The organism is Herbaspirillum lusitanum P6-12, from assembly GCF_000256565.1.
Lineage (GTDB): Bacteria > Pseudomonadota > Gammaproteobacteria > Burkholderiales > Burkholderiaceae_D > Herbaspirillum > Herbaspirillum lusitanum.
This window is the reverse complement of the sequence record NZ_AJHH01000577.1, coordinates 20,607-44,065: the sequence shown is the minus strand read 5'-3', so window position 1 is coordinate 44,065 and position 23,459 is coordinate 20,607. Positions and strand designations below refer to the sequence as shown.

Here is a 23,459-nt window from a genome sequence, read left to right as displayed (position 1 = left end):
AAAAAAAAAAAAAAAAAAAAAAAAATTCGGCCTGCCTGGTGGAAATCAAACTGGCTGCGGCGGAATCCGGCAGCATCCATCTGGGCAGTGTCGACGGCCCTGCGCTGCAATTGCAGACGCTGCCGTATGAATTGACGGACCCGCAGTAAGCGGCACCCGCGACATAAGCGACCGGAGCCCGTCGATGGATCTTTATATTTACTACCGCGTCCCTGCCGGAAAATCGGCACAGCTGGAGCAACAGGCAATCGCCTTGCAAGCACGCCTGTCGCAGCAGTATCAGGTCGCCACCGAACTGAAGCGACGGCCGCAGGACAAGGACGGCTTGCATACGTGGATGGAGGTCTACCTCGATACTCCGGACGGCTTTGAAAGCGTCCTTGAAGCGGCAGTCACAAGCTCCGGCTTGCCCGCACTGATCGACGGACCGCGCCACACCGAATACTTCCTGGATTTTTCACCATGTGCCTGATCATTTTTGCGTGGAAAGTCATCCCCGGCATGCCGCTGATTGCGGCGGCCAATCGCGCACACGCGTTGGCGGCAGGGCCACGGCCGTTTCGCGGCGCTGACCAACGTGCGTGCACCGACTGAAAAACGCCCGGATGCGCCCACGCGCGGCAAACTGGTGTCGGATTATCTGGCGGGCGCATTGACGCCGGAACAATACGTCGAGCACATCCGTGCCGATGCCGGCCAATACAACGGCTTCAACCTGATCGTCGGCGATCGCGAAACCCTGCTCTGGTACTCCAATAAGGGAGAGGAGGATCCGCGCAACGGCAAACCGCTGGGCTATGGCGTCTACGGCCTGTCCAATGCCTTGCTCGACACGCCATGGCCCAAGTTGACCCGCGCCAAGGCGCAATTCGCCAGCCTGTTGTGCCAAGGCGCGCCGGAAGAAACCTTTTTCGAGCTGCTCAGCGACAGCACGCGCGCCAACGACTGCCGCCTCCCGAGCACCGGCGTCAGCCAGGAATGGGAGCGCGTCCTCTCCTCCATCTTCATCTGCTCGCCCGACTATGGCACCCGCGCTTCCACGGTCGTGCGCGTACCCATCGTCGGCGAACCGGTCCTGAGTGAGCACGTATCGGATCCGATCACGTCTTGCCAGTCGCCCCCGGCCACCGAGCCGCAACAAAAGAAATCACCCTGCAAACTCAAGCTCCAACCGGAAATCGAGCGTCCTGAAAGCCCCAGCTAAGGCTGGCCTCGGGCGAAAATACTGGCATTATCACCAAAACGCATATCTGATATTTGAGAAATAAAGTAGATGGTTTTTGTGCAGAGCATTAAAGTTGCACCTGTCTCCTCCAATTTCCTCCTTAAAGAATTGGATTTAAGCCCGCACCGTCAGGTCGCGGGCTTTTTTTTTGCCTTTTCGGTTTGCCAATTTCGGCCACCTGCGCGCAAACCCGCATTCCACCGCTCTCCTCACTATAAATAATGCTGCACTGCAGAATGACTAATCACGTCAAACGGCACACAATAGGTCCAAATAAATCCAGTCCTCAAGAGGCTGCGAGGAGACCCGGACCCGTAACGTGCCCCATCCGTTATGGGTCTTTTCTTTTGTGCGGCCGATGACAATAAAAAAGGCGGCGAGACCATTAGTCTCGCCGCCTTTTTTTGCGCCGCCCGCATCAGCGAGCGACAACCACGTCAATGATGGATCTTGGCTTCGGTGCGATCCAGGACCGCTTCCGGCTCGTCGGCCTCTTCCGATGTCTCATTGTTGAGCTGGGCATGCAGGCGCTTCTCATCAAGCTCGTTGCTCCACTTCGCCACGACCAGGGTCGCGACGCCATTGCCGATGGTGTTGGTCAACGCGCGCGCTTCGGACATGAAGCGGTCAATGCCGAGAATCAGCGCCAGGCCCGCAACCGGCACATGGCCGACCGCCGACAGCGTCGCCGCCAGCACGATGAAGCCGCGAGACCATTAGTCTCGCCGCCTTTTTTTGCGCCGCCCGCATCAGCGAGCGACAACCACGTCAATGATGGATCTTGGCTTCGGTGCGATCCAGGACCGCTTCCGGCTCGTCGGCCTCTTCCGATGTCTCATTGTTGAGCTGGGCATGCAGGCGCTTCTCATCAAGCTCGTTGCTCCACTTCGCCACGACCAGGGTCGCGACGCCATTGCCGATGGTGTTGGTCAACGCGCGCGCTTCGGACATGAAGCGGTCAATGCCGAGAATCAGCGCCAGGCCCGCAACCGGCACATGGCCGACCGCCGACAGCGTCGCCGCCAGCACGATGAAGGAAGTCAGCAGCAGCACGGCCAGCAAGGTCAGTTCCTGCACCAACGTCATCGGCGTGTTGGTCGCCTGGGCGATGAACACCGCCGCCATGGTCAGGTAAATCGCAGTACCGTCCAGGTTGAACGAATAACCGGTCGGAATCACGAGGCCGACCACGGTCTTCTTGGCGCCCAGGTTTTCCATCTTGGCCAGCATGCGCGGCAGCACCGATTCAGACGACGAAGTGCCCAGCACGATCAGCAGTTCTTCCTTGATGTACTTGACGAACTTCCACACGCTGAAACCGTGCAGTCGCGTAATGGTGCCAAGGATGACGAAGATGAAGAACAGGCAGGTCAGGTAGAACGTCCCCATCAGCTTGCCCAGCGACAGCAGCGAGCCGACGCCGTACTTGCCGATGGTGAATGCCATCGCGCCGAATGCGCCGATCGGAGCAGCCTTCATGATCGTGCCGACGACCGAGAACAGGACATGCGAGATTTTTTCGATGAAATCGAACACCAGCGTGCCGCGGCCGCCGAACTTATGCAGCGCGAAACCGAACAGCACCGAAATCAGCAGCACCTGCAACACGTCGCCCTTGGCGAACGCATCGAACATGCTGGTCGGGATGATGTTCATCACGAAGTCTGTCGTGCTGGTCATCTTGCCCGGTGCGGTGTAGGCGGCGATGCTCTTGGTGTCGATCGTGCTTGCATCGATGTTCATGCCCGCGCCCGGTTGCAGCACGTTGACCAGGATCAGGCCGACGATCAGCGCCAGGGTGCTGACGACTTCAAAGTACAGCAGCGCCAGGCCGCCGGTCTTGCCGACCTTTTTCATGTCTTCCATGCCGGCGATGCCGAGCACGACGGTGCAGAAAATCACCGGCGCGATGATCATCTTGATCAGCTTGATGAAGCCGTCGCCGAACGGCTTCATCGCCTCGCCCGACTGTGGATAGAAGTGGCCCAGCAGCACGCCGATGGCAATTGCCACCAGTACCTGGAAGTAGAGGGATCTGTAAATCGGCGTTTTGGCGGCCATTGCGGTTCTCCGTTTATTATGAAATCCAGGAAACTGTCTGCAGTCGACGTCGCAAGGTATGTAACACGGCATGAGTCGCTGCGGGCGCAAGTATGCCCGACCGGCATACCTCTAGATATTGTGGGAAACCACAACAAAATACAATTCATTTCCCCACGACAACACCACGCTGCCATCCACATGGGACAGCAGGCGCGTACCGAAAATAAACAAAAATCGGGGAATGCGGGCAAGGACGAGAACCGCCCTCACCCCGGGCTTGACAGCGGGATCAGCCCAACGCAGCGCGCATGTGGATGTGCGGGATACCGGCTTCCATGAACTCGGCGCCCTCCCGGGTGAAACCGTGGCTGCCGTAGAAGGAAGCTGCATGCGTTTGTGCGTTCAACGCCACTTCACTGTCGCCGCCACCGGCACGCCGGCGGCATCGTAGGCTACGGCATGTACGCATACCGCATCCATCTCGTCCATTTCCAGTTCGGCCGGCACGTTTTGTTCGATGACGAAGACTTCATTACGAATCACTGCGGCGTCCTCGCGCAGCACGTCCCAGGCGGCAATCTTGATGTTGTAGCTCATGTTCGGAATCTCTGTTGTTCTGGTGATGTCGGTGAGGTCAATGACGAATTACGACTCGTCCGTCAGCTTCTTGGCGATGTCGAGGCGCTTGATCGCCTTGAAGGTGCCCATGGCCTTGGCGACCAGCTTGTCGCCGTTCCACAGCTCGGCTTCACAAAAACACATGGTGGTCGAGCGATGGTAGGCAACGCCCTTGGCAACGATGGTTTCGCCGGCCTTGCCCGCCGGCAGCAGGAAGCTGGTGCTCATGTCGACCGTGGCGGACGACTTGGCGTCGGGAATCGCGGTGCGCGCCGCCAGTCCCATTGCGACGTCCATCAGCGTCATCGAAATGCCGCCCTGTGCGACCAGCCAGCTGTTCATGAATTCGGGGCGCAGCAGCAATGCCATGGAGGCCTTGCCGTCGCCGTATTCCAGGACCTCGACGCCCAGGCTCTCCAGATAGGGATTGCCGTTGGTGAAAACTTCAGAGAGTGAATGAGTCATGTCCGCGCGTGTTCAGGCCAGATAGTCCATGCATTGACGCGCCTCGCGGACCGCGCCGATGAAAGGCTTGATGGCGATGTGGTCGGGATGATCCTGATAGGCATCGAGCGCCGCCTGCGATTCGAACTCTGAATACAGCACCACGTCGTAAGTCGCTTCCAGCCCCGGTTGCGCCAGCGCCGCTTCGAACTTCAGGATGCCTGGCACCAGGTTCTTGCAACCGTCCAGCAGCTCCTTCATCTTGCGCGCATTGGTCGCCTTGTCGCCGCCTTCGGCCTGGTCTTTCAGTTTCCACATGACGATGTGTTTCAGCATGGCGAGTCTCCCGGCAAAATAAGCAAAGCCGTAATGATAAGCGAAGGCCGTCCGAGATGCTCTGGACGCGTGCTTCTCCTGGATGATTTTCAGAGCGAAACCTCACGCCGTATTAAAATTCGTCCTTCGTCATCTTTTGAATTGCCGTTGCCGTGATCAACCAACCTGTCGTCATGCTGGACTTCGAAACCACCGGCCTGAGTCCTGCGCAAGGCGCCCGCATCACCGAAGTCGCTGCGCTGCGCATTGTCGACGGCCGCGTGGTCGAGCGTTTCGTCTCGCTGATCAACTGTGGCGCCGAAGTGCCTTACGAAATCACCGTACTGACCGGCATCACCCAGGACATGGTCGATTCCGCTCCGCCGGTGGAACGCGTATTGCCGGAATTGTTGCGTTTCATCGGCAGCGACGCTCTTGCAGCGCACAACGCCAGTTTCGACGCCAAATTCCTCGCCGCCGAAGCCGAACGCCTTGATTTGCAGGCCGGTTATTCCGAGCTGGTCTGCTCACTGCTGCTGTCGCGCCGGCTGCTGCCGGGCCTGTCCAGCTATCGTTTGTCGAGCCTGGCCGACAGCCTCGGCATCCGCTTCAGCGGCCATGCCCACAGAGCGGAAGCCGATGCCGAAGTCTCCGCCGAGTTGCTGCTGCACTTGAGCGAGCGCCTGCGCGGCCACCACAAATGCACACGCGTCGACCCCACCTTGCTGGCGGCAATCAACCGCCTGCCTGCCGCCAAAGTGCCGGTTTTCCTGCAACAGCAAGCGGCCTGATCGTCATCGCCGTCTACGCTGCAATGCGGAAAATTCCCTGTAAGCTTATGTAAGTTTCAAGCAAGTCCTGCGTAAGGTTCGCGTCGCACACTCCATCCGTGCACAAATGGCGCCTGCGCAGTTTGGGTCGTCCCGGTCGCCCGTTTGTACATCCAATTACATCAATAAATCTAGGAGACAAGCATGGCGACAGCTTCCACTGCGCACACCATTACTCCCGAAGAGCGCAAAGTCATTTTCGCGTCTTCGCTGGGTACTGTTTTCGAATGGTACGACTTCTATCTGTACGGCTCGCTGGCAGCGATCATCGCCAAGCAGTTCTTCGCCGGCACGGATCCAAACACCGCTTTCATTTTCGCGCTGCTGGCATTTGCCGCAGGCTTCATCGTGCGTCCGTTCGGCGCGCTGGTGTTCGGCCGCCTGGGCGACCTGGTCGGACGTAAATACACCTTCCTGGTGACCATCCTGATCATGGGTGCGTCAACCTTCATCGTCGGCATCCTGCCGAATTACAACTCCATCGGCATTGCCGCTCCGATCATCCTGATCATCCTGCGCATCCTGCAGGGCCTGGCGCTGGGTGGTGAATACGGCGGCGCAGCGACCTACGTCGCCGAGCACGCGCCGGAAGGCAAACGCGGTTCGTTCACGGCATGGATTCAAACGACAGCGACGCTGGGCTTGTTCCTGTCGCTGCTGGTGATCCTGGGCGTACGCACCGCCGTCGGCGAAGCCGCATTCGCCGACTGGGGATGGCGCATTCCGTTCCTGGTCTCGATCATCCTGCTGGGCATTTCCGTCTGGATCCGCCTGTCGATGAATGAATCGCCGGCCTTCCTGAAGATGAAATCCGAAGGCAAGCTGTCGAAGGCGCCGCTGACCGAAGCATTCGGCAAATGGAAGAACCTGAAGCTGGTCATCCTGGCGCTGATCGGCATGACTGCGGGTCAAGCCGTGGTCTGGTATGCAGGTCAGTTCTACTCGCTGTTCTTCCTGACGCAAACGCTGAAGGTCGACGGTCCGCTGGCCAACATCCTGATCGCGCTGGCGCTGCTGCTGGCAACACCGTTCTTCCTGGTGTTCGGTTCGCTGTCCGACAAGATCGGCCGCAAACCTATCATCCTGGGCGGCTGCCTGATCGCTGCAGTGACCTACTTCCCGATCTTCCAGGGCCTGACTCACTACGCCAACCCGGCGCTGGAAGCAGCCCTGAAAAAAGCGCCTGTGATCGTCACCGCCGATCCTGCAACTTGCCAATTCCAGTTCAACCCGACCGGCACCAAGAAATTCACTTCGTCTTGCGATATCGCCAAGGCCAAGCTGTCCGCCGCTTCGGTGAACTACGAAAACGTGGCTGGCGCCCCGGGCTCCGTCGCCACCATCAAGATCGGCGAGAAGATCCTCACTTCGTATGATGCCGCAGGCCTGTCCAAGGAAGATGCTTCAGCGAAGGACAAGGCGTTCTCCAAGGAACTGGCTGACGATATCAAGGCTGCCGGTTACCCGACCAAGGCTGATCCTGATCAGATGAACAAGCCGATGGTCCTGCTGCTGCTGTTCATCCTGGTGCTCTACGTGACCATGGTCTACGGTCCGGTTGCTGCCGCGCTGGTGGAAATGTTCCCGACCCGCATCCGCTACACCTCGATGTCCATGCCTTACCACATCGGTAACGGCTGGTTCGGCGGCCTGCTGCCGACCACGGCCTTCGCGCTGGTGGCGTACAAGGGCGACATCTATTACGGTCTGTGGTATCCGATCGTGATCGCGCTGGCGACATTTATCATCGGTCTGCTCTTCGTCAAGGAATCCAAGGACAACAACATCAACGCCGAAGAGTACTAAAAGCATCAAGAGGGGGAAGCCGGACGGCTCCCTCGCTTGCAAGGAGTCTGCAGAATCTGCAAATACAAGTGAGAGAGTACGTCGAGCCGGTCAGGGTGCAAATCCTGACCGGCTTTTTTCTTGTATCAGCTCCAGCAAACCTTGCGCCGCAATCGACAGGCTGCGTTCCTTGGCCTTGACGATCAGCAGCGGCCGCACCAGATCGGGTGCATTCAACGGTATCGCCACCAGGTTCGGATGACGGAACTGGAACAGCGTCAGCTCCGGCACCAGGCTCACGCCCAGCCCGCTTTCGATCAGGCCGGCGACCGTCGCCAGATGCTCCACCTCCAATCCCGTATTGACCACCCCGACCGGCTGCAGCAGCGCGTCGAGATGCTGGCGCACGCTGGTGGAGCGCGCCAGGTGGATCAGTTCGCAGCCGGCCAGCTGCGGCACCTGGATGACGCGCTTCTTCGCCAGCTTGTGGTCGCGCCGGCAGACCAGGTAAAACGGATCCTCGCACAACGGTTGCGTGTCGAACTCCATCAGGTTCGGCCCCGGCGCGGTCAGCGCAATATCAGCCTTGCCCTGCCGCAGATAGTTCAGGCAATGATCCGACAGCGCATCGAACAGCTCCACCGTCACGCCCGGATACTGCGCGCGATATGCAGCCAGCACCGGAGGCAGCCATCCTGCCGCCAACGACGGCAAGGCGGCGATGGAGACCTTGCCCTTGCGGCGAGCAACGTAGTCGCTCATGTTGGAAAACGCCGCCTCGATATCGGTCATCAGCTGGCGCGCCACTTCGACGAACAACTCGCCTTCCGCTGTCAGCGTCACGTTGCGGGTGTCGCGCACAAACAACTTCGCACCGGCAGCGGCTTCCAGCTTCTGGATCATCACGCTGAACGCCGATTGCGACACATGGCAGCGTTCAGCAGCGTGGCCGAAGTGGCGGCAGTCGTTAAGTGCGAGAAAGCCCTGCAACAGCCGGGTCGAGATATTTGCTTGCATATGGATTCATTCACAAAACCGATTAATCAATCGAAAAAATGAACTTTACAACAAAATTGCCCGGCACCTACACTCGCCCCACATTGCACTGCGTCTGGAACAGACGTATCCAGACGGATCAACAAGAATCCACGGAAACCGGCTACCGGTAATTCCGTCAACAAAAATACCGGAGACACGCATGCTTGCCCTGCTCGGTTTTATCACGATCATTGTTTTACTCACCGCCATCCTGACAAAAAAAATGTCACCGCTGGCGGCCCTCATTGCCATTCCATTTGCCGCCGCGCTGATCGGCGGCTTCGGCCTCGGCGTCGGGAAATTCATGGTCGATGGGATCAAGAGCATTGCTCCGATTGTCGGCATGTTCGTCTTCGCCATTCTGTTCTTCGGCATCCTCAAGGACGCTGGCATGCTCGATCCAATCATCAACAAAGTCCTCAAAGTTGTCGGCATGCGGCCGTCGCGCATCGTGCTTGGCTCCGCTGTTCTGGCGGCAGTAGTGCATCTCGACGGCTCCGGTGCCGTGACATTCCTGGTGACGATTCCGGCGCTGCTGCCGTTGTACGAACGGCTACAGATGGACAAGCGCATCTTGGCCTGCGTAGTCGCCATGGCAGCTGGCGTAGCCAATGCCTTGCCGTGGGGTGGCCCGACCTTGCGCGCAGCCGCCGCGCTGCACATTCCGGTGGCTGATCTATACCTGCCGCTGGTGCCGGTACAAATTTGCGGGATGCTTTTTGTCTTCACTTGCGCCTGGCTGCTCGGAAAAAAAGAGGAACGTCGCCTCGGCCTTACCAGTGAAAACGCCGCCATAAAGTACCAGGGCATCAGTCATCATCAACAGGAACTAAGCGAAGATCAGCAGGAGCTGCGTCGTCCCGGCCGCTTTCTGATCAACGTCGCTCTGGTGCTTGTCGTGCTAGGGACGATGATCACCGGCAAAGTCGATCCGGTTGTGTGCTTCATGATCGGCACGGTACTAGCCCTTTTCATCAACTATCCAGATATGGCGCAGCAACGCGCCCGCATCGATGCACATGCGAAAGCAGCTCTCATGATGGCCAGCATCCTGCTGGCGGCCGGTGTGTTCACCGGCATCATGAAAGGCACGGGTATGCTGACCGCGATGGCCAAGTTTGTCGCTGGCAGCATCCCTGTAGATATGGCACACCATCTGCCGGCCGCGTTGGCGGTAATTTCCATGCCCTTAAGCCTGCTGTTCGACCCCGACTCGTTCTACTTCGGCGTGCTGCCCGTGTTGGCCGAAGCAACCAGCGCCCTCGGCGTGCCATCGGTGCAAATGGCGCAAGCGTCTCTATTGGGACAAATGACCACGGGCTTTCCGGTCAGTCCGTTGACGCCGGCGACCTTCCTGCTGATCGGGCTGGTCGGCATTGAACTCAGCGACCATCAAAAATTCACCATCCCCTTCCTGTTCGCCACCACCATCTTCATGACCATCGTGGCGATTATGCTGGGCTTATTTCCACTCTGACCGCTCAGATACCTGACACGTGATACCTCCAGCATCCATGAAAACCATCCGCATCGGCGCTGGCGCCGGTTATTCCGGCGACCGTATTGAACCCGCCGTCGAGCTCGTCGAAAAAGGCGAGCTTGACTATCTGATTTTCGAATGCCTGGCAGAACGCACCATCGCCATTGGTCAGCAGGCACGCCGCGCCGATCCGCAAAAAGGTTACGATCCTCTGCTGGCTGACCGCATGCACGCAGTGTTGAAATTATGCGCCGACAAGGGCATCAAAATCATTACCAATATGGGGGCCGCCAATCCGCTCGCAGGTGCCGCCAGGATCCGTGAAATCGCGCTGCAACTCGGACTATCCCACCTGAAAATTGCTTCCATCTGCGGCGATGACGTATTGGAGATTCTGCAACAAGGAGACTACCGCGTCGAAGACAACGGGCTCCCGGTCAAGTCGCTCGGCGACAAACTGATATCCGCCAACGCCTATCTCGGTGCGCAGCCGATTGTTGACGCGCTGAAAGCCGGTGCCGATGTCGTCATTACCGGTCGCATCGCCGATCCGGCACTGGCACTGGGACCGCTTATCCATGAATTCGGCTGGGCGATGGACGACTGGCAACGACTTGGCCAAGGCACCGTGGTCGGCCATCTGCTCGAATGTGCGGGTCAGATCACCGGCGGCTACTTTGCCGATCCCGGCGTGAAAGATGTCAAGGATCTGGCGCGTCTCGGCTTTCCTATTGGCGAAGTCAGCGAAGACGGCAGCGTCGTCATCACCAAAGTCGCCGGCTCGGGCGGACAAGTCACTGCGGCCACTTGCAAGGAACAGCTGCTGTACGAAATCCACAATCCTGCGGCGTACTTCACGCCCGACGTGATCGCTGACTTCTCCCAAGTGACGATCACCGAAGTTGGCCCCGACCGCGTCGCCATCAGCGGCGGCAACGGTCGCGCCCGTCCCGCCACGCTCAAGACCACGCTCGGCTACATTGACAGCTACGTCGGCGAAGGCCAGATTTCCTATGCCGGTCCCGGAGCGCAAGCACGCGGCCAGCTGGCGCTGGACATCGTCAGGGAGCGCCTCGCCCTCACCGGCGTACAGACCGACGAAGTGCGCTACGACCTCATCGGCGTCAACGCCATCCACGGCGCGCAACTCTCTGCCGCCGTCAACGAACCCTACGAAGTGCGCGCCCGCGTCGCCGGCAGAACCGCCAGCCTGCGCGAAGCCATACGCATCGGCAACGAAGTCGAAACGCTCTACACCTGCGGCCCGGCCGGCGGCGGCGGCGCCACCAAATCGGCGCGCGAAGTCATTGCCGTATTATCGATGCTGCTGCCGCGCGAACTGGTCGCGCCGGCCATCCATTTCGAGGAGAACTGAGATGCTGCTGCGAGACATCGCGCATTCGCGCGCCGGCGACAAGGGCGACATATCCAACATCTCCGTCATCGCCTACGACCTCAAGGACTACGCCCTGCTGGAAAAGCACCTGACCACGGAACGCGTGAAGGCGCATTTCGCCGGCGTGGTGCAAGGCGACGTGGTTCGCTACGAGCTGCCACACCTTGGCGCACTCAACTTCGTCATGCAGCACGCGCTGGGCGGCGGCGTGACGCGCTCGCTGGCGCTGGATGCGCATGGGAAGAGTCTGAGCGGGGCGATGCTATCCATCACCTTGCCCGAACGGAAATAAGGAGCAGCTGAGGCGTTTTTAAGGATTGCTTGCACTTATCCGCCTTTCTTCAAGCATTCTCTCAAGAGCTTTCCGATTTGCTAACGGCGGCGCAATTTTGGCTGTCCAAAACCGCCAGGATTTGGTATCGTCGCGCGATTCCCCGACTTTCCCATCCTTTCCTTTCCGCATTTATCCAATGAAGACACCCGTTCGCCTCGGCACCCCGCTGTCCCCTTCCGCCACCAAAGTCATGCTGCTCGGTTCCGGCGAGCTTGGCAAAGAAGTGATCATTGCCCTGCAACGCCTGGGCGTGGAAGTGATTGCAGTGGATCGTTACGCCGATGCGCCGGGCCATCAGGTCGCGCATCGCTCGCATGTCATCAACATGACCGACGGCGCCGCGCTGGCTGCGCTGATCGCCAAGGAGCAACCCGACCTGGTGGTGCCTGAAATCGAAGCCATCGCCACCGAAACCCTGGTCGAACTGGAAAAAGCCGGCAAGGCGCATGTCATCCCGACCGCCCGCGCCGCCTGGCTGACCATGAACCGCGAAGGCATCCGCCGCCTGGCCGGTGAAACGCTGAGTCTGGCGACCTCGCCTTACCGCTTTGCCGACAGCCTCGAAGAACTGAAGGCCGCCACCGAACAAATCGGCTTCCCCTGCGTGATCAAGCCGGTCATGTCGTCTTCCGGCAAGGGCCAGTCGAAGATCGACAGCGCCGCCGAAGTTGAAGCCGCGTGGAACTACGCCGCTGCCGGCGGCCGCGTCGACTCCGGTCGCGTGATCGTCGAAGGCTTCATCGATTTCGATTACGAAATCACGCTGCTGACCGTGCGTTCGCTCAACGAAAACGGCGACACCATCACCAGCTTCTGCGATCCGATCGGCCACGTGCAGGTCAAGGGCGATTACGTCGAATCCTGGCAGCCGCATCCGATGCATCCGGCCGCGCTGGACAAGGCGCGCGACATCGCCCGCAAAGTCACCGAAAACCTCGGCGGCCTGGGCCTGTTCGGCGTCGAGCTGTTCGTCAAGGGCGAGATGGTCTGGTTCTCCGAAGTCAGCCCGCGTCCGCACGACACCGGCATGGTCACCATGGTCAGTCAGGTGCAGAGCGAATTCGAACTGCATGCCAAGGCGATCCTGGGGCTGCCCGTCAACACGGCGCTGCGCACACCCGGCGCTTCGGCTGTCATCTATGGCCAGCATGAAGCCCGCGGCATCGCCTTCGATGGCGTGGCTGAGGCGCTGCGCATTCCCGGCGCCGAGATCCGCCTGTTCGGCAAGCCTGAATCCTTTGCCCGCCGCCGCATGGGCGTGGCCCTGGCCAGCGCCGACAACGTCGAGACCGCCCGCATCCGCGCCAAGCAGGCTGCGGCCAAGGTCAAGCCGGTGATCCCGGAATAAGGCTGCACGTCATCGGCGTACTGACGGGCTCCGATGCTTCATCGGAGCCCGTTTTGCTTTTACCCGGGCCGGCTGCGCCGGGACGGGAAAACGATATAAACAATATCCTGGCCGCGACTGGTTATAATCGTCGCCTCCCTCCACTACAGCAGCTTTGCTTACGATCATGAAGTGCGATGTCGCCATCATCGGCAGCGGACTTGCCGGTTTGTCCGTCGCCCTGCATCTTGCCGAAAAGAAAAACGTGGTCGTGGTCTCCAAGGGCGAATTGCTCGACGGCGCCAGCAACTGGGCGCAAGGCGGCATCGCCGCGGTGCTCGATTCGGGCGATAGTCATGACCAGCACATCGACGACACGCTGATCGCTTCATCGTCGAGCATGGCCGCGAAGCGATCGAATGGCTGATCGAACAGGGCGTGCCCTTCACGCGCGACGCCAGCGCCGAACTCGGCTATCACCTCACCCGCGAAGGCGGCCACAGCCAGCGCCGCATTATCCATGCCGCCGATGCCACCGGCCACGCCGTCCAGGTCACGCTGGAACAACGCGTACGCGCCCATCCCAACATCACGCTGCTGGAGCATCACTGCGCCATCGACGTCATCACCACCAAGAAGCTCGATCCTGCTGCAGAAGGCACGCCGCGCTGCGTCGGCGTCTACGTGCAGGACATCAAACAGGGCAAGGTCGTCACCATCGCGGCCGACCATACCGTGCTGGCCACCGGCGGCGCCGGCAAGGTCTACCTGTACACGTCGAACCCGGACTCCGCCACCGGCGACGGCATCGCCATGGCCTCGCGCGCCGGTTGCCGCGTCGCCAACATGGAGTTCATCCAGTTCCATCCGACCTGCCTGTACCACCCTTACGCCAAGTCTTTCCTGATCAGCGAGGCGCTGCGTGGCGAAGGCGCCCTGCTGAAGCTGCCGCTGTCGGCCGGTGCAGCAGCCGGACAGCGCTTCATGCCGGAACATGATGAGCGCGCCGAACTGGCGCCGCGCGATGTGGTAGCACGCGCCATCGACTTCGAGATGAAAAAGCGCGGCCTGGACCATGTGGACCTGGACATCAGCCACCAGCCGCCCGAATTCATCAAGGAACATTTCCCGACCATCCAGGCGCGCTGCCTGGAGTTCGGCATCGATATCACCAAGCAACCGATCCCGGTCGTGCCTGCAGCGCACTACACCTGCGGCGGCGTAGTGACCGACATGTCCGGCCGCACCGACCTGCCCGGCCTGTACGCCGTCGGCGAGACCGCCTATACCGGCCTGCATGGCGCCAACCGCCTGGCCAGCAATTCGCTGCTGGAATGCCTGGTGCTGGGCCGCGCCGCCGCGCAGTTCATCGAACAGCAAGCCGCGGCGCCCGTGATCGCCTTGCCGGCCTGGGACGAAAGCCGCGTCACCAACGCAGACGAAGAAGTCGTGATCTCGCACAACTGGGACGAGCTGCGCCGCTTCATGTGGAACTACGTCAGCATCGTGCGCACCAACAAACGCCTCGAACGGGCGCAGCACCGCATCCGTCTGCTGCGCGAAGAAATCGACGAGTACTACGCCAATTTCCGCATCACGCGCGATCTGCTGGAACTGCGCAACCTGGTCGAAGTCGCCTCGCTGATCGTCAACAGCGCGTTGGCACGGAAAGAAAGCCGCGGCCTGCATTACAGCCTCGACTATCCGGACACGCTGGCGGAAGCCGTGCCGACGGTGCTGACGCAGCAAAAATGACGTAGGAACAATCGCTCGGCAATTCGGTTCATAATGGCCGCAGGAACAGCAACGACCAGCTCGCCACGTCATTGAATGCAGCCTGCCCAAGGAGGAGACGATGAGCATTACGCGTATCAATACATTCCGTGCGCTCGACGACCAGGTCGACGCGCTGAAGAAGTTCCTGACTGCCCTGTTGCCGGCCATCCGCGCGTCATCCGGTTGCCAGTCCTGTCAATTGCTGCAGGACCAGACCATCCCGGCACGCATGGTCATCATCGAAGTCTGGGACAGCATCGACGCCCATCACCAATCGCTGCAACACGTGCCGCACGAAAGCATCGAGGAAGTGAAAACCATGCTGGCGTCACCACCGGTCGGCGGTTACTACCAATAAAAGCTCATCACGCGTCTTCGGAATGAAGACACTCTGAACGTGTTGCGTTGCCTGTTTGGTCCGGCCCGATTTACTATTGGGCCATCGCCAATCTTCGCCTCCCCTCCCGACATCGTGACACGCCCCGCCGACCTTATCCCCCTTCGCTTGCTCTGCCTGCTGGCGGGGGTTGCATTCCTTGCTACTACCGCATCTTCATCGGCAGCAGACGCTTCCTCCGCAACCGCAGCCAAGCCGCGTCCGCGCATCGGCCTGGTCCTGTCCGGCGGCGGCGCGCGCGGCTACGCCCACCTGGGCGTACTGCAATACCTGGAGCAGCTGCATATCCCCATCGATTGCATCGCCGGCACCAGCATGGGAGCGCTCATCGGTGGGCTCTACGCCAGCGGGCTGGATGCCGGGGAGCTGGAGCGGCGGCTGGCGGCCACCAATCTGTCCGACATCGCCTTCGACCGCAACGAACGCGCCAAGCTGCCGCAATCGCAACGTGAAGACGACTTCCAGTATCCGATCTCGATCGCCGCCGGTTACGACGACGGCAAGCTCAAGCTCGCCCCCGGCCTGGTGCAGGGAAACAACCTGCTGACCTTGCTGCAGAACTGGACGGCGCAGTTGCCGGCCAACATCTCCTTTGACCAGTTGCCGATTCCGTTTCGCGCCGTCGCCACCGATCTGGGCAAAGGCACCGAAGTCATCCTGGAGCGAGGCTCGTTGCCACGCGCCATGCGCGCCAGCATGGCGGTGCCGGGGCTGTTTGCGCCGTATCCGATCGACGGCCGCACCCTGGTCGACGGCGGCCTGGTCAGCAACCTGCCGGTGCAGGAAGCGCGCGACATGGGCGCCGACGTCATCATCGCGGTCAACATCGCCACGCCCCTGCAGGATCCCGCCAATCTGCAATCCCCCACCGCCGTCGCGCAGCAGATGGTGGGCATCCTGATCCAGCAGAACGTCAAGGCGCAGAAGGCCTTGCTCGGCAAGAACGACGTGCTGATCGAACCGGAGCTGAGCGGCATGTCCTTCACCGATTTTGCACGCGGCAAGGATGGCGTCAACGCCGGCTGGAACGCAGCGCAGGCACAGAGCGCCCGGCTCACCGAACTGTCGCTGTCACCGACCGAGTGGCAAGCCTATCTGGCGGCGCGCCGGACCGGGGTGGTTCTGGCGCACGACACCCGCGTCGATGCCATCGAAATCAAGACCACCGGACGAATCCCCGCAGCGTATGTGCGCAGCCGGCTCAGTGTGAAGGAAGGCGACGTCTATGACGCCGACAAGATCAACCAGCAGTTGTCGCAATTGGCGACCAATGGCGACTTCAATGCGCTGACGCAGGAGATCGTCGAAAAAGATGGCCGCAATGTGCTGCTGATCGACGCCGAAGAAAAGTCCTGGGGACCGCAGTACCTGCTGTTCGGCCTCGGCCTGTCCAATAATTTCAACGGTCGCGGCGGCGTCAATCTGCAGATCGGCCATCGCTATCCATGGATCGACCAGAGCGGCCTCGAATGGCGCAACGACCTGGTGCTCGGCAACAACCGCGCCAGCCTGCACAGCGAACTGCGCCAGCCGGTCTTCGGCACCAGCGGCATTTACCTGTCGCCGTATGTCGACCTGAGCCGCCGCTATGTCGACATCTACCTCGACGGCAGCGACGCCAAAGCATCGCCGGCAACGCAATACCGCATCGACACCTACACTGCCGGCGTCGACCTCGGCATGCCGCTGGCGCGGCTGGGCGAAGTGCGGCTGGGTGTCAATTACCAGCACAACAAATACACGCCGTCCTACAACCTGTCGGATCCTGCGTTCGGTTCACTCTATGACGCCGCGCAAAGCAACCAGCCGGTGGCGCGCGCACGATTGACCATCGACCAGCTCGACGATCCGCTATTCCCGCGCAAGGGCTATTACCTGTTCGCCGAAGCGCATCGCGGTTTCGGCAAGCAAGAAGATCGCTACAGCGACGCCCAGTTCAAGAGCCTGTGGGCCTTCAGCCATGACCGCAATACCGTTAACGTGGCGCTGGAAGCAGCCAGCAACCTGTCTTCCAACAGCGCGGGACCGGGCTTTTTCCTGGGTGGATTCCAGCGTCTGTCGGCATACGCGGCCGACCAGTTCTACGGCAATTATCTGCTCTACAGCAGGCTGACCTACTTGCGCGACCTCAATGACTTCGCCGTACCGGGCTTGCGCAATCCGGTGCTCGGCACCAGCCTCGAAGCCGGCAATGTGTGGCAGTCGCGCAGCGCCATGGGCGACGGTCCGTATCGAAAGAGCGTCAGCCTGTTCCTCGGCGGCAGCAGTCCGGTCGGACCGCTGTACTTTGGCGCCGCGTTGGGCGATCAGGGCGTGTGGAACGTCTATCTGCAGCTTGGACGCGTGTTCTGATATGCCTCAGGCAGCCGCGCCGCGCTGCCGGCGTATCCGCTCCGCCATCGGTGGAAAGCCGAAAAATTCCAGCACGCTGTTGGCGACCTGGTCGCGGTCATTGTCGACGCAGATCATGTGATAGCTGTTCTCCAGCACCACGGTGCGGGCATCTGCAATGCGCGCCTGCAGGAATTCCGCCGAGCGTAAACTGGTGAGCTCATCTTCCCGCGCATGCACGATCAGCGTCGGCGCCTTGATGTTCTTCGCGCCGGCAGCGGCCCAGCCGCGCAGACGGTCAACCTGGCGGATGCAGGCCATCGGCACCCACGGATAGTGGAAATTGTCGCCGCGCTCGAACTTGGCCTTGACCACGGCGCGCACCAGCGTGTTCTTGATGCCGTAAGGCTCGCCCTCTTCCACCTTCATGCGCGAGGCGACACCCGGAATCAGATAGAACAGCCGGCGCAAATTGGCATACCACGGCGTTGACCAGCCGTCGATGTAGATCGGCGGCGCCAGCGTGACCAGCTTGCCCTGCTTTGCCGTATGCCCGACGCGCTCGCACAAGGCCAGCGCCAGCAATGCTCCCATGCACATGCCCATGACATGCAACTGCTCGTACTGCGGCTGCAATTCACGATATTGCGCAATGAGCAAGTCGATCCATTGCTCGGCGCGGATCGGGATGAGATCCTCCGGCCTGGTCCCATGTCCGGGCAAGGTCACGGCATGCGTATCGGCGCCCGCTTTTTGCAGGATCTTGTGCATGGCTCCCAAATCGTATTGCGTGCCGCCCAAGCCGTGAATCATGATGACGCCGACGCGGGCTGTCATTTTTCGCTCCGGCCCTGCGCGAGATCTGCGCCGTCGAAATGCCACGTGCCGGCGACCATGACGAGACTGCCGTCGGGATCGCGCAAACTGCGGCTCATGTCAATTGCGCCGATGATTTTTCCGTCGGCCAGCAGCAAGCGGAACGGCATGTCTTCGCGGGCGTCGTCGCTGCCGCCGCTCTCTTCTTCCAGCCAACGCTGACGCAGGCGATGCTGATCCAACGGATGCACCAGCTTCAATGCATGGTCCAGCGTCGCGAGCTTGTCCGGTGAAAGACCGAGCAAACTTTGCACGTCGCCGCTCCAGGCGATGGTCTTTTTCCCCGGATCGATGCTGTACACCAGTTGGCGACTCACCGTCAGCGCCAGCTCGACGTTACTCTTCCAGCGCGCGACATCTTCATGCAGTTGCTCGCGCGTGGTCTTCAATGCGCTGATCAGCAGCGACAGCAACGACGCCACCGCCAGATAGATCTGCAACTCCAGCAAGGCATTGCTGGAATTCAGCCGGACCAGCTCGACGAACGGTCCGCGTCCCAGCGAGTTGTAGATAAACGCCATCAAGGACAATACCGCGACCGACAAGGCGCCGCCGCGACCGCCCCACAGCAAGGCGACCAGCGCGATGAAAAACAGCGGCAGATACGTCGTTGAAAAATCGATATCGAAAATGATACGGTCAAGGTCGCTGTCGAATGCAAGGTAACCGGTCGCAATGACGGCAATGAAGCAAGCCAGCCCCAGCAGGAATTCGGTACGCGCGATCCCGCCCGAGCGCGTCGCCCGGAACTGCGACCAGCTCGCCAGCACCGGCGTCATGATCAGGATGCCGACCAGGTCCGACAACGCCCAGACGCGCAAGGTCGGCCAGAATGACGTGCCTTGCGTTGCCGCGAACCAGGCCGCGCCGAACAGGCCGCTGACGACGCTGGCGCCGACGCCGACCATCAGCAGGCCACGGACGAAATACAAGCCTTCCATCGGGAAAGGCGCGCGCCGGACCAGCCACACCGCCACCGCCGCGACGCCGATTTCATCCAGGCAAAACAAGGCCATGCGCCAGAGCTCGCGATGCTCCAGCCAGCCCAGAAGAATCTGTGCAGCGAACAACAGCACCAGTAATGGAAACCAGCGCACGGTCGGCGTCAGCAACAAGGCGCTAACGGTGATGCCGGCCGGCAGCCAGATATAGCCGGTGGCGACGAAAGAGCCGTTCAACGCATGCGAGACGAAACCGAACACGAAGTACAGAGCGGCCCATAGCAGCGGTGCAGCGAGATTGTTTGATTTCACGATGGTTTCCCCGAAGATGGCGTGCCGGCGCGGGCGTACGTGCAGTATCAGTATGTGCAGCCGTCCAATTGCCTTGCCTGACGCCCGATGCAATGGCGCATTCTATCAGCGCACGCAGCAAGCGCAGCTGCAAAACGACACAGCCCGCCTGCCGTGAAGGCACGCGGGCTGTGTCGAGAGGCTATATCGAAAGAAGGAAGAAAGCCGGCCAACCGACCTCAGCCAACCTCAGCCGATGATTCGCAGCGAGTAGTCGATCGCCTGCAGATCCTTGGTCAGGCTACCCACCGAAATGCGGTCCACGCCGGTCTCGGCGATGGCGCGTACGGTTTCCATGTTGATGCCGCCGGACGCTTCCAGCACGGCGCGGCGCGCGTTGATCATGACGCCTTCGCGCATCATGTCGAGCGAGAAGTTGTCGAGCAGGATCGAGGTGGCGCCTGCCGCCAGCGCTTCGCCAAGCTCATCGATGCTTTCGACTTCGACCTGGATGCTGACGCCGGCGTTGAGCTTGATCGCCGCCGTCACGGCAGCGGTGATGCCGCCGGCTGCGGCGATGTGGTTTTCCTTGATCAGGATGCCGTCGTACAGCGCCAGGCGCTGGTTCATGCCGCCGCCGACGCGCACGGCGTACTTCTGCGCCAGGCGCAGGCCCGGCAAGGTCTTGCGGGTGTCGAGGATGCGCGCGCGGGTATCGCGGATCAGATCGACGTAGCGATGCGTGGCGGTCGCCACGCCGGACAGCAATTGCAGGAAATTCAATGCGCCGCGTTCCGCAGTCAGCAAGGCGCGCGCCGGGCCTTCGATGCGGCAGACTTCGGCATCGGCCGGCATCAAGTCGCCCTCGCCGAACTTCCAGTCAACGCGCAGGCGCGGATCGAGCCGCGCCATGACGGCTTCAAACCAGGGCGCGCCGCACAGCACGGCTTGTTCGCGCACGATGACGCGGGCCTTGACGTGTTCGTTTTCCGGCACCAGCTTGCCGGTGTGGTCGCCGTTGCCGACATCTTCGGCAATCGCCAGGTTGACGTTGGCGTCGAAGGCCGCCGACAAGGCCGGATCGAAAGGTGCAAACGGATTGCGCAGATTGCTGGTGCTGCTGACGGTGAGACTCATGCTGGGCCGATTCCTGCAAACAGTGTTTGTTCGTTTTCCAATGCGCCGGTCGGGCGCACATTGGCTTTTTTCTGCGCCGCGAAATCCAGCATGCGGTCGATGCAGACCACGGCCTTCCTGCCGATGGCAGGATCGACGTGGATTTCGTTGCTGCCGGTTTCCAGCACGTGCAGCAGGTTCTGCAAACCGTTCATGGCCATCCACGGGCAATGCGCGCAGCTCTTGCAGGTGGCGGAATTGCCGGCGGTCGGCGCATCGATGAAGACCTTGCCGGGCGCGGCGGCGCGCATCTTGTGCAGGATGCCGTTGTCGGTGGCGACGATGAATTCCTTCGCGTCCGATGATTGCACCGCGGCGATCAGTTGCGAAGTCGAGCCGATCACGTCGGCTTGCGCCACCACGCCTTCGGGCGACTCCGGATGCACCAGGATCAGGGCCTTGGGATATTCCTTGCGCAGCAGTTCCAGTTCGACGCCCTTGAACTCGTCGTGCACCAGGCAGGAACCCTGCCACAGCAGCATGTCGGCGCCGGTCTGCTTCTGGATGTAGCCGCCCAGGTGCTTGTCGGGAGCCCACAGGATTTTTTTGCCTTGCGCATGCAGGTGCTTGACGATATCCAGACCGATCGACGAGGTCACCATCCAGTCGGCGCGCGCCTTGACGGCGGCGCTGGTGTTGGCGTACACGACCACGGTGCGGTCCGGATGAGCATCGCAGAAGGCGTTGAACTCATCGGTCGGGCAACCGAGGTCGAGCGAACAGGTGGCGTCCAGATCCGGCATCAGGATGCGCTTTTCCGGGCTCAGTATCTTGGCGGTTTCGCCCATGAAGCGCACGCCGGCGACCACCAGCGTCTGCGCGGCATGGTCGCGGCCGAAGCGCGCCATTTCGAGCGAATCGGAGACGCAACCGCCGGTTTCTTCGGCGAGGTCTTGCAGGTCGCCGTCGACGTAATAATGCGCGACGAGCACTGCCTGTTTTTCCTTCAGCAACTGTCTGATGCGCGCCTTCAACGCCTGGCGCTCATCGGCCGTCGGCGTGGCCGGGACCTTGGCCCACGCGTTGGCTGTGCAGCTGCTGCCTGTCTCCATCTGCGGTCGTTCAAATTCGACGACCTTCATTGCGGTTGCTTGCATGGCTTGGACGATAAAAAGGCGATCGAAAAATCGATCGCCTGAAAAAAGTTATTCGATGCCCTGGCTGGACAGATAATCTTCGTAGCTGCCGCGGAAGTCGATGATCTCGTTTTCCTTCACTTCCAGAATGCGCGTCGCCAGCGACGAAACGAACTCACGGTCGTGCGACACGAAGATCAGTGTGCCGGCATATTTTTCAAGTGCGATATTGAGCGATTCGATCGATTCCATATCCATGTGGTTGGTGGGCTCATCCATCAGCAGGATGTTATGGCGACCCAGCATCAGTTTGCCGTACATCATGCGGCCCTTTTCACCGCCGGACAGCACCTGGACCGACTTCTTGACGTCGTCGCCGGAGAACAGCAGGCGACCGAGGATCGAGCGTACCGCCTGGTCGTCGTCGCCTTCCTGGGTCCATTGGCCCATCCAGTCGGTCAGGATTTCACCCTTGGCGAATTCTTCGGTCGGATCCTGCGGCATGTAGCCGACGTTGGCGTTTTCGGCCCACTTCACCAGACCGCCATCGGGATGCAAGCCGGTGACGTCGCCGCCGATGCTGCGCAGCAAGGTGGTCTTGCCGACGCCGTTGGCGCCGATGATGGCGATCTTCTCGCCGGCTTCCACCATGATGCTGAAGTTCTTGAATATCGGACGGTCATAGGTCTTGCTGATGCCTTGCGTTTCCACCGCCAGGCGATGCAGCTTCTTCTCGCCGTCGAAACGCACGAACGGATTGGCGCGGCTGGACGGCTTGATGTCTTCGACCTTGATCTTGTCGATCTGCTTGGCGCGCGATGTGGCCTGGCGCGCCTTGGATTTGTTGGCCGAGAAGCGGCGCACGAAATCCTGTAACTCCGCGACCTTTTCCTTGGCCTTGGCATTGACCGACAGTTGCTGCGCACGCGCTTGCGAGGACGCCAGCATGTATTCGTCGTAGTTGCCCGGATAGACCTTCAGCGTGCCGTAGTCCATGTCGGCCATGTGCGTACAGACCTGGTTCAGGAAGTGGCGATCATGGGAAATGATGATCATGGTGGAGTTGCGCTCGTTGAGCATGTCTTCCAGCCAGCGGATGGTGTTGATGTCGAGGTTGTTGGTCGGTTCGTCGAGCAGCAGGATGTCCGGATTCGAGAACAGCGCCTGCGCCAGCAAGACGCGCAGCTTCCAGCCCGGCGCGACGTTGCTCATCGGGCCCTGGTGCTGTTCGATCGCCACGCCTACGCCCAGCAGCAGCTCGCCGGCGCGCGCTTCGGCGGTGTAGCCATCGTACTCGGCAAACTTGGCTTCCAGGTCGGCCGCCTTCATGTAGTCGTCGTCGGTGGCTTCCGGATTGGCGTAAATCGCATCGCGCTCGGCCATCGCCGCCCACATTTCGGTATGGCCCATCATGACCACGTCCAGCACGCGCATCTCTTCGTAGGCGAACTGGTCCTGACGCAATTTGCCGAGACGCTCGTTGGTGTCCAGGCTGACGTTGCCGGCCGACGGCTCGAGATCGCCGCCGAGGATTTTCATGAACGTCGACTTGCCGCAGCCGTTGGCGCCGATCAGACCGTAGCGGTTGCCGTCGCCGAATTTGACCGAAATGTTTTCAAACAGCGGCTTGGGGCCGAACTGCATCGTGATGTTTGCCGTGGATAACACTGAAAAAAGCCCTTACGTATTTAGATATTGCCTGAGGAGTTGCCCCGGCAAGTTGCCGGAAACCAAGCCAACCCGCCAAGTCAGGTGTAAAC

Annotated in this window: 18 protein-coding genes and 4 pseudogenes; 11 read left to right on the top strand and 11 right to left on the bottom strand. The window is 60.7% G+C overall.

The window, feature by feature from the left end:
* The first annotated feature begins 184 nt into the window (after positions 1-184).
* Together HLUSI_RS0119140 and HLUSI_RS29640 are read left to right on the top strand one after the other, a co-directional pair.
* The gene (locus tag HLUSI_RS0119140; protein WP_016835481.1) at positions 185-472 is read left to right on the top strand and encodes a DUF4936 family protein; all 288 of its coding nucleotides are present in this window, start codon (positions 185-187) and stop codon (positions 470-472) included.
* Positions 463-1,204: pseudogene (locus tag HLUSI_RS29640) on the top strand (NRDE family protein). Before HLUSI_RS0119140 ends, HLUSI_RS29640 begins: the two are co-directional and overlap by 10 nt.
* 458 nt (positions 1,205-1,662) lie before the next feature.
* On the opposite strand, the pseudogene HLUSI_RS0119125 reads toward HLUSI_RS29640, so the two are convergent.
* From HLUSI_RS0119125 to HLUSI_RS0119105, 5 genes and pseudogenes are all read right to left on the bottom strand, one after another.
* Positions 1,663-1,932 (bottom strand): annotated as a pseudogene (locus HLUSI_RS0119125) (cation:dicarboxylate symporter family transporter); the annotation flags it as partial.
* Positions 1,933-1,993: 61 nt separating this feature from the next.
* Positions 1,994-3,286: a dicarboxylate/amino acid:cation symporter gene (locus HLUSI_RS0119120; RefSeq protein ID WP_016835477.1), complete on the bottom strand. Its 1,293-nt coding sequence runs from the start codon at positions 3,284-3,286 to the stop codon at positions 1,994-1,996.
* 271 nt (positions 3,287-3,557) lie between these two features.
* A pseudogene (locus HLUSI_RS29635) lies at positions 3,558-3,865 on the bottom strand (GNAT family N-acetyltransferase).
* A 48-nt stretch (positions 3,866-3,913) separates the two neighbouring features.
* Positions 3,914-4,351: a PaaI family thioesterase gene (locus HLUSI_RS0119110; RefSeq protein ID WP_016835476.1), complete on the bottom strand. Its 438-nt coding sequence runs from the start codon at positions 4,349-4,351 to the stop codon at positions 3,914-3,916.
* Between the two features lie 12 nt (positions 4,352-4,363).
* Positions 4,364-4,666 carry a Dabb family protein gene (locus HLUSI_RS0119105; RefSeq protein WP_016835475.1) on the bottom strand — a complete coding sequence of 101 codons (303 nt, stop codon included), beginning with the start codon at positions 4,664-4,666 and terminating at the stop codon, positions 4,364-4,366.
* Between the two features lie 152 nt (positions 4,667-4,818).
* Between HLUSI_RS0119105 and HLUSI_RS0119100 the strand changes: the two genes are divergently transcribed.
* Together HLUSI_RS0119100 and HLUSI_RS0119095 are read left to right on the top strand one after the other, a co-directional pair.
* Entirely contained in the window at positions 4,819-5,436 is a 618-nt protein-coding gene (locus tag HLUSI_RS0119100; RefSeq protein WP_016835474.1) for a 3'-5' exonuclease, read from the top strand.
* Positions 5,437-5,619: 183 nt separating this feature from the next.
* On the top strand, positions 5,620-7,281 hold the full coding sequence (locus HLUSI_RS0119095) for an MFS transporter (protein ID WP_016835473.1): 1,662 nt from the start codon (positions 5,620-5,622) through the stop codon (positions 7,279-7,281).
* Positions 7,282-7,371: 90 nt separating this feature from the next.
* On the opposite strand, the gene HLUSI_RS0119090 is transcribed toward HLUSI_RS0119095, so the two are convergent.
* Positions 7,372-8,277 (bottom strand): LysR family transcriptional regulator, encoded by a 906-nt coding sequence (locus HLUSI_RS0119090; RefSeq protein WP_016835472.1) that lies wholly within the window; start codon positions 8,275-8,277, stop codon positions 7,372-7,374.
* Positions 8,278-8,458: 181 nt separating this feature from the next.
* Here HLUSI_RS0119090 and HLUSI_RS0119085 point away from each other — a divergent pair, with 181 nt between their 5' ends.
* The 7 genes and pseudogenes from HLUSI_RS0119085 to HLUSI_RS0119055 all read left to right on the top strand — a co-directional run bounded on the left by HLUSI_RS0119085 (position 8,459) and on the right by HLUSI_RS0119055 (position 17,360).
* Entirely contained in the window at positions 8,459-9,775 is a 1,317-nt protein-coding gene (locus HLUSI_RS0119085; protein ID WP_016835471.1) for a CitMHS family transporter, read from the top strand.
* 37 nt (positions 9,776-9,812) lie between these two features.
* Positions 9,813-11,153, top strand: coding sequence for an acyclic terpene utilization AtuA family protein (locus HLUSI_RS0119080; protein WP_016835470.1), 1,341 nt, complete (start codon positions 9,813-9,815; stop codon positions 11,151-11,153).
* A gap of 1 nt (position 11,154) precedes the next feature.
* Positions 11,155-11,466: an AtuA-related protein gene (locus tag HLUSI_RS0119075; protein WP_016835469.1), complete on the top strand. Its 312-nt coding sequence runs from the start codon at positions 11,155-11,157 to the stop codon at positions 11,464-11,466.
* A gap of 178 nt (positions 11,467-11,644) precedes the next feature.
* A complete protein-coding gene (gene purT, locus HLUSI_RS0119070) occupies positions 11,645-12,856 on the top strand; it encodes a formate-dependent phosphoribosylglycinamide formyltransferase (RefSeq protein ID WP_016835468.1) in 1,212 nt (403 codons plus the stop codon).
* A 166-nt stretch (positions 12,857-13,022) separates the two neighbouring features.
* Positions 13,023-14,590, top strand: a pseudogene (gene nadB / locus HLUSI_RS29630) (L-aspartate oxidase).
* 100 nt (positions 14,591-14,690) lie between these two features.
* On the top strand, positions 14,691-14,969 hold the full coding sequence (locus HLUSI_RS0119060) for a putative quinol monooxygenase (RefSeq protein WP_016835467.1): 279 nt from the start codon (positions 14,691-14,693) through the stop codon (positions 14,967-14,969).
* A 114-nt stretch (positions 14,970-15,083) separates the two neighbouring features.
* Positions 15,084-17,360 (top strand): patatin-like phospholipase family protein, encoded by a 2,277-nt coding sequence (locus tag HLUSI_RS0119055; protein WP_193365587.1) that lies wholly within the window; start codon positions 15,084-15,086, stop codon positions 17,358-17,360.
* Positions 17,361-17,366: 6 nt separating this feature from the next.
* Here the strand turns inward: HLUSI_RS0119055 and HLUSI_RS0119050 are convergent, their stop codons facing one another.
* The 5 genes from HLUSI_RS0119050 to HLUSI_RS0119030 form a co-directional block, all read right to left on the bottom strand.
* Entirely contained in the window at positions 17,367-18,176 is an 810-nt protein-coding gene (locus HLUSI_RS0119050; RefSeq protein WP_016835465.1) for an alpha/beta hydrolase, read from the bottom strand.
* Complete coding sequence (locus tag HLUSI_RS0119045; protein ID WP_040503678.1) at positions 18,173-19,468, bottom strand: MASE1 domain-containing protein; 1,296 nt, start codon at positions 19,466-19,468, stop codon at positions 18,173-18,175. Before HLUSI_RS0119045 ends, HLUSI_RS0119050 begins: the two co-directional genes overlap by 4 nt.
* Positions 19,469-19,696: 228 nt before the next feature.
* Complete coding sequence (nadC, locus tag HLUSI_RS0119040; protein ID WP_016835463.1) at positions 19,697-20,584, bottom strand: carboxylating nicotinate-nucleotide diphosphorylase; 888 nt, start codon at positions 20,582-20,584, stop codon at positions 19,697-19,699.
* Complete coding sequence (gene nadA, locus HLUSI_RS0119035) at positions 20,581-21,720, bottom strand: quinolinate synthase NadA (RefSeq protein ID WP_029363767.1); 1,140 nt, start codon at positions 21,718-21,720, stop codon at positions 20,581-20,583. The genes nadC and nadA overlap by 4 nt, the downstream gene beginning before the upstream one ends.
* A 48-nt stretch (positions 21,721-21,768) precedes the next feature.
* Entirely contained in the window at positions 21,769-23,367 is a 1,599-nt protein-coding gene (locus HLUSI_RS0119030) for an ABC-F family ATPase (protein WP_029363766.1), read from the bottom strand.
* Positions 23,368-23,459: the final 92 nt, after the last annotated feature.

Coding starts and splice junctions, on each gene's coding strand:
- HLUSI_RS0119050 (WP_016835465.1), bottom strand. CDS start 18,176: ATGACAGCCCGCGTCGGCGTCATCATGATTCACGGCTTGGGCGGCACG.
- HLUSI_RS0119120 (WP_016835477.1), bottom strand. CDS start 3,286: ATGGCCGCCAAAACGCCGATTTACAGATCCCTCTACTTCCAGGTACTG.
- HLUSI_RS0119105 (WP_016835475.1), bottom strand. CDS start 4,666: ATGCTGAAACACATCGTCATGTGGAAACTGAAAGACCAGGCCGAAGGC.
- HLUSI_RS0119075 (WP_016835469.1), top strand. CDS start 11,155: ATGCTGCTGCGAGACATCGCGCATTCGCGCGCCGGCGACAAGGGCGAC.
- HLUSI_RS0119110 (WP_016835476.1), bottom strand. CDS start 4,351: ATGACTCATTCACTCTCTGAAGTTTTCACCAACGGCAATCCCTATCTG.
- nadA (WP_029363767.1), bottom strand. CDS start 21,720: ATGCAAGCAACCGCAATGAAGGTCGTCGAATTTGAACGACCGCAGATG.
- HLUSI_RS0119080 (WP_016835470.1), top strand. CDS start 9,813: ATGAAAACCATCCGCATCGGCGCTGGCGCCGGTTATTCCGGCGACCGT.
- purT (WP_016835468.1), top strand. CDS start 11,645: ATGAAGACACCCGTTCGCCTCGGCACCCCGCTGTCCCCTTCCGCCACC.
- HLUSI_RS0119060 (WP_016835467.1), top strand. CDS start 14,691: ATGAGCATTACGCGTATCAATACATTCCGTGCGCTCGACGACCAGGTC.
- nadC (WP_016835463.1), bottom strand. CDS start 20,584: ATGAGTCTCACCGTCAGCAGCACCAGCAATCTGCGCAATCCGTTTGCA.
- HLUSI_RS0119085 (WP_016835471.1), top strand. CDS start 8,459: ATGCTTGCCCTGCTCGGTTTTATCACGATCATTGTTTTACTCACCGCC.
- HLUSI_RS0119140 (WP_016835481.1), top strand. CDS start 185: ATGGATCTTTATATTTACTACCGCGTCCCTGCCGGAAAATCGGCACAG.
- HLUSI_RS0119095 (WP_016835473.1), top strand. CDS start 5,620: ATGGCGACAGCTTCCACTGCGCACACCATTACTCCCGAAGAGCGCAAA.
- HLUSI_RS0119090 (WP_016835472.1), bottom strand. CDS start 8,277: ATGCAAGCAAATATCTCGACCCGGCTGTTGCAGGGCTTTCTCGCACTT.